The sequence below is a fragment of the Kitasatospora sp. NPDC042419 genome (assembly GCF_056437345.1).
Map to the genome: position 1 here is coordinate 93,524 of NZ_JBWKAW010000008.1, position 15,227 is coordinate 108,750.

The following is a 15,227-nucleotide window of genomic DNA, read 5'->3' on the forward strand; positions in this document are numbered from 1 at the left end:
TCCCTGGGGCGTGGGACTCCACTGCTCCCCGCATGGTGGCGGGCCCCGGCCCGCCGTGTCCGGCGCCGGGCGCCCGATTCACTCGATCGGGCAAGGAGGAGTCCGGCTCCGGGCGTGTCGTACACGTACGGCCAGGGCCGGGGCGCGCCACCGGTCCGGTGGTGGACCGCGCAGTGCCCGCCGGGGGGGGACCGCCGAGGGACCGCCGGCCGGCTGCGGAGGGCCCGTCGACAACCGCCGCCGGACGTCGGCCGGGCTCCGCCCCCCCGGACCGTCGACGGGCCACCGACGGGCCACCGACGGGCCGGCAACAGGGCACCGACGGGCCGCGTGACATCCTCGGGGCCATGAGTACCGCCACCACATCCGCCACCACGCCCGCCGCTCCGCCCGCAACCGCGCCCGGCCCGACCGCGGCCGCACCGTTCGCCGCCGGCCGCAACCCGGTCGGCGCCCACGTGCCGGTGGCCGCCCGCGGGCTGGCCGGAACGGGCCTGGCCTACGCCCGGCGGGTGGGCGCGGAGACGGTGCAGGTGTTCGTGGCCAACCCGCGCGGCTGGGCCACTCCCCCGGGCAACCCGGCGCAGGACGCCGAGTTCCGGACCGCCTGCGCCGAGCAGGGGATCCCGGCGTACGTGCACGCGCCGTACCTGATCAACTTCGGCTCGGACAACCCGGCGACCAGGGAGCACTCCGCCGCCTCGCTGCGCCACTCGCTGCTGCGCGGACACGCGATCGGCGCCCTGGGCGTGGTCCTGCACACGGGCTCGGCGGTCGGCTCGGCGCCGGGCGGCGGCTCGCGCCGCGACGAGGCGATGGCACAGGTCCGGGAGGACGTCCGGCCGCTGCTGGAGGAACTGGACGCGCTCGGCGAGGACGCGCCCTGGCTGCTGCTGGAGCCGACGGCGGGCCAGGGCAGCTCGCTCTGCTCGCGGATGGAGGACCTCGCGGCGTACGTGGAGGCGCTGGACGGCCACCCCCGGGTCGGGGTCTGCCTGGACACCTGTCACGCCTTCGCGGCCGGTCACGACCTGTCGGTGCCGGGCGGGGTCCGGGAGACGCTGGACGCGCTGGTCGCGGCCGCCGGGCCGGGGCGGCTGCGGCTCATCCACGCCAACGACTCGGAGGACGTGGTCGGCGCGCGCAAGGACCGGCACGCCAACATCGGGGCGGGCCTGATCGGCGCCGAGCCGTTCCGGGAGCTGTTCGAGCACCCCGCGACGGCCGGCGTCCCGCTGGTGGTGGAGACCCCGGACCGCAAGCACGGCGGTGACGGCACCGGCCACGCGCTGGACATCACCGCGCTGAAGGAGCTGCGCGCCCGGGCGGCCGTCCCGGCTCCCTGACACTCACCCGGAGGCGACACCCGCCCGGAGGCCCGCGGCGCAGGCGGAACCCGTGCGCGACGGCGGGAACCGGCCGCGGCCGTGAGCGGTCGTCATCGGTGTGAACGCAAACGAACGACAGCTCGACCCGGCGCAGCGGCGCCTCAGCCGCCGGCGTCTCCTGCTCGGCGCCGCCGGAGGCGCCGCGGCGCTCTCCGCCGTCGGAGGCGCCACCTGGTGGGTGCGCCGGGACCCCGACACCAGCCACCGGCTGTGGAGCCGGACGCAGACCGGCGGCCGGATCGCCCTGCCCGCGTCCCCGGGCTCCGAGCTGTACGTCGCGGGACTCGACGGGACGGTCGAGGCCCTCGACCTGCGGACCGGCGCCGCGCGCTGGAGCACCGCGGTCGGCTCCCGCGAGCCCGCCAACCCCTCGTCCGGCTGGCCGATCGCCGCCGGCGACGGGCTGGTCTGCGTGGCCACCGACTCCCACGTGCAGGCCCTGGACGCCGCCTCCGGCGCCCTCCGGTGGGCCGCGAAGGCACCGGAGGCCCTGGTCCCCGACCTGCCCGGGGGCCTGGCGGTGAGCGGTGGCGCCGTCCTCGCGACCTACGGGGACCAGCTCCAGGCGTACGCCGCGGCCACCGGCGACCACCGCTGGACCGCCGCGATGGCGGGCGCGCACGCCCCCGCCGTCGCCGACGACACGGTGTACCTCGCCGGCTTCGAGGAGGGGATCGTCGCACTGGACGCGAGCAGCGGTGAACGCCGCTGGGAGCAGCGGGCCTTCGGCGGGCTCACCGGAACGCCGGTGGTCCGGCAGGGCCTCGTCCACGTGACCACGGCCGACGCCGGGGCCCCGTCCGTCCTCGCACTGGACGCCGCGACCGGCCGGGTCCGCTGGCAGCGCTCGAACCTCGGCTTCGCCCTGCTCTCGCCCCGCTCGCTCGCCGACGGGATGCTCTGCCTGGACCAGGGCAACCGGGTCACCGCGCTGGACTCCGCCACCGGGGAGACCAGGTGGAGCGCGGCGGTGCCGCCCGGGCTCGGCGCCGGGATGAGCACCACGACCGCTGCCGACGGGATGGTCTACGTCGCGCTGAACGACGACCGGCTCCACGCGCTCGACCTCGCCACCGGACGGCTCCGGTGGCGCGACGAGCCGTCCGCCCTCGGCACCGAGTACTCCGGCCTGTCGCTCGCCGCCCACGGCGGAGTCGTCTACCGCGGCAGCCGCACCGGCGTCTACGCGGCGGCCGACTCACCCGTCTGACCGGCGCGCGGACCGGCGGCACCACCGGGCCCGGCCGGCACGCGGACCGTGTCGGGCCCGCGGCCGACGCACCGGCCCGCCCCGCCCGCGCGGTTCGGCGCAACCCGGGCTGCCGAGCGGCGGGGGCGGTGGCAGGCTGGAGCGAGTGACGCCTCACAGGCTGGGGATTTCCCGATGAGCCCGACCCGGAGACTGGCCACGCTGCCCTGCGGACGCCGCAGCAAGTGGGTGGTGCTCGCCCTCTGGCTGGTCCTGCTGGTGGTCGCGGGCCCGTTGGCGGGCAAGCTCACCGACGCCGAGGACAACCAGGCCTCCAGCTGGCTGCCCGGCAACGCCGAGTCGACCCAGGTGCTCGCCGAGCAGCGCGCGTTCCAGCCGGTCGACACCGCCCAGGCCGTGGTGGTGTACGAGCGCGACGGCGGGATCACCCCCGCCGACAAGGTCGAGGCGGCCCGCGACGCGGCGGAGTTCGCCGCCGCCCCGCACGTGCTCGGCCAGGTTGTCGGGCCCGTGGAGTCGGCCGACGGCCAGGCGATGCAGACCATCGTGCCGATCGACATCGGCACCGGCGGCTGGCAGGACCTGCGCCCGGCGGTGGACAGCCTGCGCGCCACCGCCGCCGACAACAGCCTCGGCATGACCACGCACGTCACCGGCCCGGCCGGGATCGGAGCGGACCAGGCCGAGGCCTTCGCCGGCATCGACAGCACGCTGCTCGCCGCCACCGTCAGCGTGGTGATCATCCTTCTGCTGCTCACCTACCGCAGCCCGGTCCTCTGGATGCTGCCGCTGTTCTCGGCGGCCGGGGCGCTGGTGGTCGCCCAGGCGGTGATCTACCTCCTGGCCGAGCACAGCGGACTGACCGTCAACGCGCAGAGCGCCGGCATCCTGATCGTGCTGGTGCTCGGCGCCGGCACGGACTACGCGCTGCTGCTCACCGCCCGCTACCGGGAGGAGCTGCGGCGGCACCAGGACCGGCACGAGGCGATGGCGTTCGCCCTGCACCGGGCCGGGCCCGCGATCCTGGCGTCCTCGGCCACCGTGGTCGCGTCGATGCTCTGCCTGCTGGTCGCCGAGATGAACTCCACCAGCGGGCTCGGCCCGGTCTGCGCGATCGGCGTGCTGGTGGCGCTGGTCGCGATGCTGACCCTGCTCCCGGCGCTGCTGGTGATCGTCGGTCGCTGGGTGTTCTGGCCGGTCAAGCCCGCGTTCGGGACCCCGGAGCCGACCCGCACCGGGCGCTGGGCGCACGTCGGGGCGTGGATCGGGCGGCGTCCGCGCAAGGTCTGGATCGGCACCGCGATGGCGCTGGCGGCCTGCTGCATCGGCCTGGTCTCGCTGAACGCCACGGGCCTGAGCACGGCCGGCACCTTCACCGACAAGCCGGACTCGGTGTACGGCCAGGAGGTGCTGGAGCAGCACTTCCCCGGCGGGACGGGCGCGCCGCTGACCGTCATCAGCACGGCGGCCGAGGCCGACACCGTGCGCGCGGTGACGCTGGCGACCCCCGGGGTGGCGTCCGCCTCGGTGCCGGTGACGCACGAGGGGGAGGCGCTGTTCCAGGCCACCCTGGCCGACCCGCCGGACAGCCAGGCGGCCAAGGACACCGTGGACCGGGTGCGGGACGCCGTCCACGCCGTGCCGGGCGCCGACGCCAAGGTGGGCGGTTCGACGGCGGTCGTCCTGGACGCCGGGCGGGCCGCGGCGGAGGACAACCGGACGATCATCCCGCTGGTGCTGGGCGTGGTGCTGGTGATCCTGGCGCTGCTGCTGCGGGCGGTGACGGCGCCGCTGGTGCTGATCGCCACGGTGGTGCTCTCGTACGCGGCGGCGCTCGGGATCAGTGCGTTCTTCTTCGAGCACGTCTTCCACTTCGAGGGGCAGGACCAGGCGTTCCCGCTGTTCGTCTTCGTGTTCCTGGTCGCGCTGGGCATCGACTACAACATCTTCCTGATGACCCGGGTGCGGGAGGAGTCCGCGCAGCACGGCACGCGGGAGGGCGCGGTAGCCGGGCTGGCGGCGACCGGCGGGGTGATCACCTCGGCCGGGCTGATCCTGGCGAGCACCTTCGCGGTGCTCGGCACGCTGCCGATCGTCGGGTTCGCCGAGATCGGGTTCGCGGTGGCGCTCGGGGTGCTGCTGGACACCCTGGTGGTGCGCTCGGTCCTGGTGACCGCGCTGACGATGGACCTGGACCGGCACATGTGGTGGCCGAGCAAGTTGGCCAGGCAAGTTCCTCCGCCCAAGGAGGAGTTGGCCAGACAGCTTTAAGTTACCAATGAGTTCATATGGTTATCGTTCACTGTCTTGCCGGACGTGACCCACCCCGCATTGACTGCGGGCATGCCAACTCCCTCCACGCGCCGCCCGGCCGCGCGCCTCGCCGCGGCCTGCACGGCCGCCGCCGCCCTGCTCGCCCCGCTCGCCGCCGCGCCGAGCGCCGTCGCGGCCACCACGGCCCCGGCCGCCGCGCCCCAGGCCGCCACCCCCCAGGCTGCCGGTGGCGCCGGGGCCGCCGCACTGCCCAGCGTCCCCGCGCTCAAGGTGCTGACGTACAACGTCTTCCTGATGAGCAAGAGCCTCTACCCCAACTGGGGCCAGGACCACCGGGCCAAGGCCATCCCCGCCGCCGGCTTCTTCCAGGGCCAGGACGTGGTCGTGCTCCAGGAGGCCTTCGACAACGCCGCCTCCGACCAGCTCGTCGCCCAGGCCTCGGCCGCCTACCCGTACCACACCCCGGTCGTCGGCCGCTCCACCAGCGGCTGGGACGCCACCTCCGGCAACTACAGCTCCACCACCCCGGAGGACGGCGGCGTCACGCTGCTCAGCAAGTGGCCCATCCTCCGCAAGGAGCAGTACGTCTTCAAGGACGCCTGCGGGGCCGACTGGTGGTCGAACAAGGGCTTCGTCTACGCCGTGCTCGACGTCAACGGCCTGCGCACGCACGTGATCGGCACCCACCTCCAGTCCACCGACACCGGCTGCTCCGCCGGGGAGCCGGCCGCCGTCCGGGCCTCCCAGCTCAAGGCGATGAAGGCGTTCGTCGACGCCAAGAACATCCCGGCCGCCGAGCCGGTCGTCCTCGCCGGGGACCTCAACATCGACTCGCACGGCACCGAGTACCCCTCGCTGCTCGCCAACGCGGGCGTCGCGCCGGCCGACACCCGCACGGGCTGGGCCGACTCCTTCGACACCGCCGACAACTCGATCGCCGCCTACCGCTACCCCGGCGAGCCCAAGGAGGACCTCGACTACGTCCTCTACCGGGCCGACCACGCGCGCCCGGCGACCTACGGCAACACGGTGGTCCGCTTCCACAGCTCTCCCTGGACGGTGAGCAGTTGGGGCAAGAGCTACACCTACACCGACCTCTCCGACCACTACCCGGTGACGGCCGGCTAGGCCCGGCGGACCGCGGTTCACCGGGGCCGGAGGGGACCGGCCGGGCGCGTGCCCGGACATGTGGTCGGGCAGGCGCCCTGGCAGGCGCCCTGGCATGTGGTCGGGCATGTGGTCGGGCATGTGGTGGGGCAGGCGCCCCGGGCGGGGCGCGTACTCGGGCGCGCCCGGCCGGACCCGTGCTCAGCCGTTCCCGGTGAACCGCCGGTAGGCGGCCGCGAGGGCGGCGTCCAGCGGGCGGCCGCCCAGCGTGATCCCGGACGGGCCCGACTCGTCCAGGGCGGTGGGGGTTCCGGCGTCGTCGTCGACGACGGTCGGCACCCTCCCCTCCCAGAAGGTGTCGAGGCGGTCGGCGAGCGGCTGCTCCCCCGGCGCGGGTCCGGACACGGTACGGATCACTCCCCGATCACATCGGCGGACAGGGTGAGCAGCTCGCGCAGCCGCTCGGTGGGCAGTTCCGCGAGCCACTGCTCGCCGTCGCCGACCACGGCGTCGGCCAAGGTGCGCTTGGCCGCGATCAGTTCGTCGATCCGCTCCTCGACGGTGCCCACGCAGAGCAGCCGCCGGACCTGCACCTCGCGGCGCTGCCCGATCCGGTGCGCGCGGTCGGTGGCCTGGTCCTCGACGGCCGGGTTCCACCAGCGGTCCAGGTGGACCACCTGGTTGGCGGCGGTCAGGTTCAGCCCGGTGCCGCCGGCCTTCAACGAGAGCAGGAACACCCGCGGCCCGTCCGGCGCCTGGAACCGCTCGACCAGCTCGTCCCGCCTCCCGCGCGGCACCCCGCCGTGCAGGTACAGCACCTCCTCGCCCAACCGCTGCCGCAGGTAGGGCCGGAGCATCGTGCCGAACTCCGCGTACTGGGTGAAGACCAGTGCCCGGTCCCCCTCCGCCAGCGCCTCCTCCAGCACCTCCACCAGCCGCTCCACCTTGCCCGACCGGCCGTCCAGCGCCGTCCCGTCGTGCAGCAGCTGGGCCGGATGGTTGCAGACCTGCTTGAGCCGGCCGATCGCCGCCAGCACCGCGCCCTTGCGCTCCACCCCGCGCAGCCCGCCCAGACGCTCCAGCAGGTCGGCGACCACCGCCCGGTAGAGGCCGGCCTGTTCGGCGGTCAGCGTGCAGCGGACGGTGAACTCCTGCTTGGCCGGGAGGTCCCGGACGATCAGCGGATCGCTCTTCCGCCGGCGCAGCAGGAACGGCCCGGCGACCCGCCGCAGGCGCGCCGCGGCGTCGGCGCTGCCGGCCTGCTCCACCGGGATCGCGAACCGCTCCTTGAACCCCTCCGCGGTGCCGAACAGCCCCGGGTTGGCGAAGTCCAGCACGGCGTGCAGGTCGGCCAGCCGGTTCTCCACCGGTGTGCCGGTCAGCGCGATCCGCGGGCCCGAAGGCAGCGAACGCAGCGCCCTGGACTGCCGCGCGGACCGGTTCTTGATGTGCTGCGCCTCGTCCGCGACGATCCGCCGCCAGTGGATCCGGCGCAGCTCGGCGGCGTCCCGCTGGACCACCCCGTACGTGGTGATCACCAGATCGGCGGCGCCGGCGGAGTCCGCGGAGCCGGCGGCCGCCGGGTCGGGCACGACGCGGTCCGCGCCGTGGTGGACGTGCACCCGCAGGCCCGGGGTGAAACGGGCGGCCTCCCGCTGCCAGTTGCCGACCACCGACATCGGACAGACCAGCAGCACCGGCCCGGTCGCCCCGCGCTCCTTCTCCAGGGCGAGCAGCGCCAGCGTCTGCACCGTCTTGCCGAGGCCCATGTCGTCGGCCAGCACGGCGCCGAGGCCGAGCCGGCCCAGCGCGTCCAGCCAGGCCAACCCCCGCCGCTGGTAGGGGCGGAGCGCCCCCGCGAACCCGGCCGGCACCCCCGGGACCCGGTCGGCCGGCCCGGGCCGGCCGGCCAGCAGGTCGCCGATCGGCCCGGTGGCGTGCACGGCCGTCACCGGCAGGCCGTCCACCACGGCGCCGTCGTCCACGGCCAGCCGCAGCAGCTCGACCGCCGCCATGGTGCCGCTGCCCCGCTCGGCCAGGAACCTCACGGCGGCGGCGAGTTGGGCCTGGTCCACTTCGACCCAGCGGCCGCGCAGCCGGACCAGCCCCTGCTGGGCGGCCGCCAGTTCCGCCAACTCCTGATCGGTGAGGGCGAGTTCACCGATGGCGAGCTGCCACTGGAAGGCCAGCACGGCGTCCCGGTCGACCTGGGCCGTCCGCTTGACCGCACCCGGGCCGTCGCCGGGACCGCCCGCCGTGAGGACCAGCCCCAGCCGGGGCCGCCGCTGCCACCAGGCCGGCAGCAGAACGCCGAACCCGGCCCGGGTCAGCGCGGGGGCACCGTCGCGCAGGAAGCGCAGCGCGCCCTCCCGGTCGAGGTCCGTCCCGGCGGGCAGCGGACCCGACAGCGTGGCGCGCAACGGCGGATGGACCCGGGCGGCCCGTTCCAGCTCGGCCAGGAACGCCTCGGCCGGGTCCGGGACCAGCCGGGCGAGCGCCTCGTACGCGGGGTCCGGAAAGCCCGGCCGCAGGGCGGCGGCCGGTACCACCAGCGACGGCCGCTCCACCGCCTGGACCATCAGGTCGAGCCGCCAGGTGTCGGTGACCGCCCCGCCGTCGGGATCGTCCGGATCGGGGCCGAGCGGTTCGGCGAGACGGAAGCCCAGCCGCACCGGCCCGTCCGCCGGCCGGGCCGCCCGCCAGGTGCTCAGCCGGTCCGGCAGCCCGGCGGGCGGCGCCCCGCCGAGGCGGCCGTCGGGCGAGTGGAGCGCGGCGAGGAACGGTTCGGCGGGCGGGTCGACCTCCGCGAGAGCCGCCCGGGCCTCCTGGTCGACGAGGGTGCCGAGCACCTCGGCGAGCAGGGCGGCGGCGGTCGGCGCGGGGGCGGCGGTCGGCGCGGGGGCCGGGGCGGGGGCCGGCGCCGGGGACGCAGCGTGGGCAGCGGTCACCGGGGCGGACGCGGCGGCCGGGTGGGACTCCGCGCGGCAGACCGGCGGACACCCGGCGGCCAGCGACACCACCTCGCGACGGGCCGAGGCGTCCGGAGCCGGCTGCCAGCGCGCGTACCACTCCCCCGCCTCCCGCGTCAGCGCGGGCAGCAGCCGCCCCCGCCCGACCAGCCGCCAGGCGAGGTCGTGGACGGCCGACAGCCAGCGCACCGACGCGCCGTACGACAGCTCGGCCGACGTCCCGTCCGGGAGCCGGACGGTCGCCCCCGGCCAGTGCGGATCGTGCAGCGCGCCGAGCAGCTGGGCGGCCTGCGCCGGATCGAACAGCAGCGTCGGCACCCGCCACGGCACCAGGCCCACGCCGCGCGGCGCGGCGCCGACCGGCAGGTCCGGCGACGGCACCGGCCGGCCGCCGAGCGACGGCAGCAGCAGCCCGGTCCAGCGTTCCGCCGCCTGCTCCGCCAGCCACCCCACACCCGGCCCGACCGTACCCAGCAGCCGCACCACCTCACCCGCCGCACACGCGAACGGATGCCCGCCCCGGCCGCGCTCCGCCGCGCCGCCCCCGCCCAGGTACGCCGCCGCGTCCTCCACCCAGACGGCGAGCCGGCCGTCGGCCCGCCAGAGTGCGTGCAGGGCGTACATCGGCGGGTGGGGCCTCTCGGGAGGGGACGGCGGCGGTGCCGGCCGTACAGGAACGACGGGCTTCCCACCCTAGCCCGCCCCACCGACACCGCCCCCGGGCAGCGGAGGGGCGCCGGTCGGGTGCCGTCGGGTGCCGTTGGGTGCCGGGCGGCTGCCTTCCACGTGCCGGTCGGGTCCTTCCACGTGCCGGCCGGGTGCCGGCCGGAGCGCGACCGGGGAACAGCGGGGAGCGGCCGGGCACGGCCGGGCCCGGCCCCGACGGAACGCGCGAAGTGCCGTCCGGAAACGACCCACCGGCGCCGCATCTGCGCAAGGATGCCGTCGTGCACAACGCGTCGAGCCGGTCGGACAGCCCCGAACCGGGCCCCGAACCGGACCGGATTCCTCTACGGCATCGAGTACCCGGCCGCTGAAGCGTCCTCGATCACTCATGCCCGATCACCCGAGAGAGCTACGCTCACGTGACTGCTCCTGGCAACACCCGCATCGCCGGCACGCCGCCGGCCGGCCCCACCCCCTCGGACCCCGTCAAGGAGGAGGCCGCCGCCTACGCCCGCCGCTTCCTCGCCCGCGGGCCGGAAAGACTGCTCGCCGAGGACCGGACGGAGCGCCGGTTCCGCCGCGCCGTCCGGCGGCACTGGGGCCCGGCGCTGGACGCCTACCGACTCGTCGTCGCCGCGGTCCTCGACCTGCGGCGCGACCTCCACGAGACGTGCGCCGCCGACGCCGCCGCCGGGCAGGACGCCAACTTCGAGGCGCTCTCACGACTGCAGGCCCGCGCCGTCCAGGTGGCGAAGGACGTGCACAACGACCTCGACGGCGGATTCGTCGACACGGCGTTCGCCCGCTGGCGGAGCCTGCACGAGGTGTCCGTGATCGCCCAGGTCCTGGCCGAGTTCGGGCGGGTCCCGGCCTTCACCGACCTCGCCGAGCGGTTCCTCCTGCACGACATCGTCCACAACGCCGGCGACGCGCGGCTCCACCAGGCGCACTACGAGAAGCTCGGGTGGGAGTCGCTCTCCGCCGACACCATCGCCGGGATCGAAGCGGCCCGCGACGACCTCGTGCACCAGTTCGGCGAGCGCTACACGGCTCCCTACGGCTGGGCGATCGGCCTGCCGGGCATGGAGGGGCACGCCGACCAGAACGCGCTGTTCCGGCTCGCCGGGATCCGGCACCCGCACCCCCTGCAGCGCTGGGCCGGACGCTTCGCGCACGCCGACGCGCGGAGCGCCGCGTCCACCGTGGTCGAGCTGGCCGAGGGCGTGCGCCCGACCGCCAGGGCCACCACCACCGGACTGGACGGACCGGCCTGCTGGGCCATGGACTCCCTGTTCCGGTGCACCGCGGTGTTCGCCCTCTACGCCCCGCCGGTGCCCTCACCGGACATGCTCTGGGTGGGCAGCACCGGGCGGCTGGACGGGATCGGGGTCCTCATCGATCACGCGGCGCAGCTGTTCGACGCCGCCGACGTCGCCGAACGGCGCGCCGGGGCCCGGAACCTGTCGAAGCAGCGGGCGAGACCGCACGAGTCGGCCGACGCGCACGGGTAGGGGCCCGGCGGGGCCGGCCGGGGTGGCCGGCTCCGCCGGAACGGGGGGGTCGGGGAGCGGGGGTCGGGGAGCGGGGGTCGGGGAGCGGGGGCTGGGTCGGGGGGCTGCGTCGGGGGGCTGGGCGTGGCGGCCGGGGGGCCGCCTGCGGTCAGGACGTGGCGGCGGGGCGCTGGGCGGGGATGGTGCGGTCGCGCTGGAGGTCGAGGAGTTCGCGGAACGGTCGGCCCGCCAGGCGAGCGAGAGGCCCCGGCGGACGAGGTGGGGCAGGCGGCGCATCATGGCGACGGTGGAGATCGACGCGGCGGCCTTCATCCGGTTGTCACCGTAGAAGCGGGCGCGGAACTCCTCGGTGTGCTCCTGCTGTTGCTCGTCAGGCCGCTCCGGTTCCCGGTCGCTCCGGGCCTGTTCGGGACGGGGCTGTTCGGGGTGGTCCTGTTCGGGGTGGTCGTCTTCGGGGTGGTCGTGCTCGGGGTGGTCGTGCTCGGGGTGGTCGTGCTCGGGGTGCTCCTGATCCGCGTGGGGCTGGGTCACGTTGCTCCCTGGGTCGTCTTCCGGTCGGCGGTCACGGCACGGGCGGCCCCGTCCCCGGCCGCCGACGGGCGTGCTCGGGCGGCAGCGGAGCCGGGCGGCTCACTGCGGAGAGGTGGGGGTTCGCCGGTGCGGTCCCCGATCCTGGCAGCGCTTCACCGGGTGTCTCGGCGTGTCCCGAAGCCTCTCACTCGATCCGGCGAAGTCCGTGTCCGCGTCGGCGAGTTGGTGGCGATCAACGTCGGGCGCAGCTCCGCCGCGGCGGGCCCGGACGGCAGGCGGGCACGGCACCGGGCATCCGGTCCGACCGTCCCCGGCGACCCGGGGGAAGACCGGCTCACGGCCGGTCCGGACACTGGGCCTCCGTCCGGGTCGCCGCCCGAGTCGCCGCCCGAGTCGCCGTCAGGTCACGGCACGTCACTGATGGTCCCGGTCGGCCCTCCCGAGGGCGCGTCGAGGTCGAGGTACTGCACCCACGGCCTCCCCCAGCCGTCCCGCGCCCACCCGACTGTGCTGCGGGCTGCGGGAATCGTCACCCGGCGCGACGCCGCTCCGCCGCTCCTTTTCGCGTCACGCGGTCCTCCCCGCCGCGCCGGGGGCCGCGAAGGTGCGGCGGAGGTGGGCGGCCGGGCCGCCCGGGTCGCCGGCGGGCAGGCGGGCGGCCAGGTAACCGTCCGGACGGATCACGAAGGCCGCCCCGTCGTCGGCCGCGTACGCCGCCCGGAACGCCCCGGCGGCATCCCGGACGTACGGGAGCCGCAGGCCGTCCGGCCTGGCGTCCGCCTCCGGGGCGAGGACGACGTGGACGTCCAGGAGGCCGTGGGCCGCCGAACGCGCGGCGGCCGCAGTGCCGTGGAGGTGTTCCGCCGGTGTCCCGGCGTCGGCGTACAGCAGCAGGGCGTGACGGGGGCTGCGCAGCAGGTCGAACAGGCGCTGCGGGAAGGCGGTCAGCGGCCGTTCCAGTCCGCCGCAGTCGGGCGCCCGGTCCCCTGCGGCGGGACCGTGGTCGCCTCCGACGCCGTCACCGTCGCCGTCGCCGCCTCGGCCTTCACCGCGCCCGCGCCCGGGTGCGGGTGCGGGTGCGGGTGCGGTCAGCGGCCCGCCGCGGTAGCCGACCAGGAGCTGTGCCTCGCGGAGCAGCACGGTGGTCAGGTCGTCGTGGTCGGCGTCGAGGCCCGCGCGGGCGTGCCGCACGGTGCGCCCGACGACCTCCTCGCCCACCGGGTGGCGTTCCGCCTGGTAGCTGTCGAGCAGCCCGTCGGCGGCGACACCGCGCACCGCCAGGGCCAGCTTCCAGGCCAGGTTGTACGCGTCCTGGATCCCGGTGTTCATGCCCTGGGCTCCGGTCGGCGGATGGATGTGGGCCGCGTCCCCGGCGAGGAACGCCCGGCCCTCCCGGTAGCGGTCCGCCAGTCGGTGGCTGATCCGGAAGACCGACGACCAGCGCAGCGCGGTGGCCGTGGTCGGCTGCGGTGACAGGCGGTCGAGCACGGCCTGGATGTGCCGCAGCTCCGGGGCGTGGCCGTGTTCGAGACCGTGCGCCACCCCGCCCGCCGGGGCGGAGGCCAGCTCGGGCGGGACGAGCATCGACATCCGGTACCGCCGACGGCCCGGCAACGGGATGCAGACCAGCAGGTCGTCGACGGCGCCGTCGGCGTTCCGGTGGGAGGCGCGCACGCCGAAGCCCTCGGGGAGGTCCCAGTCGACCTCGACGTCCCCCAGCATGTACTGCTCCGGGAAGGCGTCGCCCGCGAAGGCGATCCCGGCCGCGCGGCGCACCCGGCTGTGCGCGCCGTCGCAGCCGACCACGTACCGCGCGGCCACCTCCTGCGGCCCGCCCGGCGTGGCCAGCGAGACGCGGACGTGGTCGTCGCGCTGCTCCAGGTCCAGCACCTCGGTGCCGCGTTCGACGGCCGTCCCGTAGCCGGCGAGGTGCTCGGTGAGCAGCCGTTCGGTGGTGTACTGCGGGAGCGCGGCGAAGCGGTACGGCACGTCGGCGGGCAGGTCGAGGTCGATCCGCGGCCCGGGCTCGCCGTTCACGAAGAGCAGTTGGCCCAGCATCGGCACGGCCTCGTCGAGGACCTCGCGGACCAGCCCCATGGCGTCCCACACCTCCAGGGTGCGCGGCTGGATGCCGACCGCCTTGGCGTACGGCTGCGGGGCCGGCAGCCGGTCGACGATCCGGCAGTCGACACCCCGGCGGCGGAGCTCCGCCGCGGCCGTCAGCCCGACCGGCCCCGCCCCCACGACCAGTACCTCGGTGTCGCCCATGACCACTCCTCGGTGCCGGGAACACGCACACCCGCCCTCCCCAGCCTCCCCCGCCCGCGCACCGGGCCGCCACTCGTACGGGCCGCCACCGTCTCCGGCCGGAGCCGGCCGGAGACGGCGCCCCGGGAGCCGCCTCCCACCCCGCGGGCTCCGGCGGCAGCACCGACAACCCGCGGGACGAGCAGGGGACTCACGAACGAGTCGCCCCGCCCGGGCACCACCGCAGCGCGAACCGACCGGCGCGAGCCCCACCCGCCGGCCCGCGAGGCCCCGGCCCGGCGACGGACACCCGCGGCAGGGTTCAGGTGCCCGCCGCGGCGAGCCGGTACGGGCCGAGGTAGTAGGAGAGCGCGGCGTGGGACGGCCCGTCGGCGACCTCGCCGCCGGTCAGGAGCTTGACCACGTCGGCTTCCGGCAACCACTCCACCCGGGCCGCCTCGGAGATGTCCTCCGGTTCGCCGATCCGGGTGCAGCCGGTGACGTGGTACACGTGGAAGCGGGCGTCCGAGATGCCTGCCATGGCGTCGTACTCGGTCATCGGCTCGACCTTTCCGGGACGCCAACCGGTCTCCTCCTCGACCTCGCGTGCGATCGCGGCGGCCGGGTCCTCGCCCGGGTCGGCCCAACCCGCCGGGACCTCCCAGCCCCAGCGGCCGGTGATGAAGCGGTGCCGGTAGATCATCAGCAGCTCGCCGCGGTCGTTGGTGACGACGGAGCTGGTGCAGGCGCGGGGCATCCGGACGACGTGGTGGTCGGTCCGGCCGACGCCGGGGATGTCGACGTCGTCGAGCCACAGTTCGACCCACGGCGACCCGTAGACCTTCCGCCGACCGTGGACCTGCCACTCCGACCCCGGCACCTGGTCCTCCTCCTGCGCGTGCGAGCTGGTGCCCCGACCCTCTCACGCGCGGCCCGGCGTCCCGAGCCGGTCGCCCGCCCCGCGGAGCGGACCTCCGCCGGAACCGGGGGCGCGGAGGACGAGGAGCCGGACGACCCGAATGCTCCGTCCGGCAAGCAGCGGCGCGGATCCGGGCCTACGTTGCCGTTCGAGGGGGCTAGCCAGACGAGAGGTGAACACTGCCATGGCAGGAAAGTTCGAGCTGTACACCGACGAGAGCGGCATGCACCGGTTCCGGCTCAAGGCGAGCAACGGTTCCGTCGTGGTGACGGGCGACCCGCAGGAGAGCCGGGACGACTGCATCAAGAGCATCGAGTCGATCCGGAAGCTCGCGCCGTACGCGGAGCTGAAGGAGGCGGCCGCCGGGGCGGTCTGAACACCCCGGTAGCCCCTCGGCGGGCGGAT

At 75.8% G+C, this 15,227-nt stretch carries 10 protein-coding genes; 6 read left to right on the forward strand and 4 right to left on the reverse strand.

Going from position 1 to position 15,227, the window contains the following annotated elements; translation table 11 throughout:
• The first annotated feature begins 347 nt into the window (after positions 1 to 347).
• From AC067J_RS17985 to sph, 4 genes are all read left to right on the forward strand, one after another.
• Entirely contained in the window at positions 348 to 1,346 is a 999-nt protein-coding gene (locus tag AC067J_RS17985) for a deoxyribonuclease IV (RefSeq protein WP_478300234.1), read from the forward strand.
• 100 nt (positions 1,347 to 1,446) lie between these two features.
• Complete coding sequence (locus AC067J_RS17990; protein ID WP_478300235.1) at positions 1,447 to 2,598, forward strand: outer membrane protein assembly factor BamB family protein; 1,152 nt, start codon at positions 1,447 to 1,449, stop codon at positions 2,596 to 2,598.
• A gap of 174 nt (positions 2,599 to 2,772) precedes the next feature.
• The gene (locus AC067J_RS17995; protein ID WP_478300236.1) at positions 2,773 to 4,869 is read left to right on the forward strand and encodes an MMPL family transporter; all 2,097 of its coding nucleotides are present in this window, start codon (positions 2,773 to 2,775) and stop codon (positions 4,867 to 4,869) included.
• Positions 4,870 to 4,941: 72 nt separating this feature from the next.
• The gene (gene sph / locus AC067J_RS18000) at positions 4,942 to 6,000 is read left to right on the forward strand and encodes a sphingomyelin phosphodiesterase (protein WP_478300237.1); all 1,059 of its coding nucleotides are present in this window, start codon (positions 4,942 to 4,944) and stop codon (positions 5,998 to 6,000) included.
• A gap of 180 nt (positions 6,001 to 6,180) precedes the next feature.
• Here sph and AC067J_RS18005 read toward each other — a convergent pair whose 3' ends face one another.
• A complete protein-coding gene (locus AC067J_RS18005; protein ID WP_478300238.1) occupies positions 6,181 to 6,396 on the reverse strand; it encodes a hypothetical protein in 216 nt (71 codons plus the stop codon).
• Positions 6,393 to 9,572, reverse strand: a complete 3,180-nt coding sequence (locus AC067J_RS18010) for a DEAD/DEAH box helicase (protein WP_478300239.1) — start codon at positions 9,570 to 9,572, stop codon at positions 6,393 to 6,395. Before AC067J_RS18010 ends, AC067J_RS18005 begins: the two co-directional genes overlap by 4 nt.
• 461 nt (positions 9,573 to 10,033) lie before the next feature.
• Between AC067J_RS18010 and AC067J_RS18015 the strand changes: the two genes are divergently transcribed.
• Positions 10,034 to 11,125 carry a DUF5677 domain-containing protein gene (locus AC067J_RS18015; protein ID WP_478300240.1) on the forward strand — a complete coding sequence of 364 codons (1,092 nt, stop codon included), beginning with the start codon at positions 10,034 to 10,036 and terminating at the stop codon, positions 11,123 to 11,125.
• Between the two features lie 1,098 nt (positions 11,126 to 12,223).
• On the opposite strand, the gene AC067J_RS18020 is transcribed toward AC067J_RS18015, so the two are convergent.
• A complete protein-coding gene (locus AC067J_RS18020) occupies positions 12,224 to 13,924 on the reverse strand; it encodes an FAD-dependent monooxygenase (RefSeq protein ID WP_478300241.1) in 1,701 nt (566 codons plus the stop codon).
• Positions 13,925 to 14,225: 301 nt separating this feature from the next.
• Complete coding sequence (locus AC067J_RS18025) at positions 14,226 to 14,783, reverse strand: NUDIX hydrolase (RefSeq protein WP_478300242.1); 558 nt, start codon at positions 14,781 to 14,783, stop codon at positions 14,226 to 14,228.
• A 223-nt stretch (positions 14,784 to 15,006) separates the two neighbouring features.
• Here AC067J_RS18025 and AC067J_RS18030 point away from each other — a divergent pair, with 223 nt between their 5' ends.
• Positions 15,007 to 15,198, forward strand: coding sequence for a YegP family protein (locus AC067J_RS18030; RefSeq protein ID WP_478300243.1), 192 nt, complete (start codon positions 15,007 to 15,009; stop codon positions 15,196 to 15,198).
• The last annotated feature ends 29 nt before the right edge of the window (positions 15,199 to 15,227 follow it).

Excerpts from the sequence above, each read along its gene's own strand:
- AC067J_RS18020 (WP_478300241.1), bottom strand. The coding sequence starts at position 13,924 with ATGGGCGACACCGAGGTACTGGTCGTGGGGGCGGGGCCGGTCGGGCTG.
- AC067J_RS18030 (WP_478300243.1), top strand. The coding sequence starts at position 15,007 with ATGGCAGGAAAGTTCGAGCTGTACACCGACGAGAGCGGCATGCACCGG.
- sph (WP_478300237.1), top strand. The coding sequence starts at position 4,942 with ATGCCAACTCCCTCCACGCGCCGCCCGGCCGCGCGCCTCGCCGCGGCC.
- AC067J_RS17985 (WP_478300234.1), top strand. The coding sequence starts at position 348 with ATGAGTACCGCCACCACATCCGCCACCACGCCCGCCGCTCCGCCCGCA.
- AC067J_RS17995 (WP_478300236.1), top strand. The coding sequence starts at position 2,773 with ATGAGCCCGACCCGGAGACTGGCCACGCTGCCCTGCGGACGCCGCAGC.
- AC067J_RS18010 (WP_478300239.1), bottom strand. The coding sequence starts at position 9,572 with ATGTACGCCCTGCACGCACTCTGGCGGGCCGACGGCCGGCTCGCCGTC.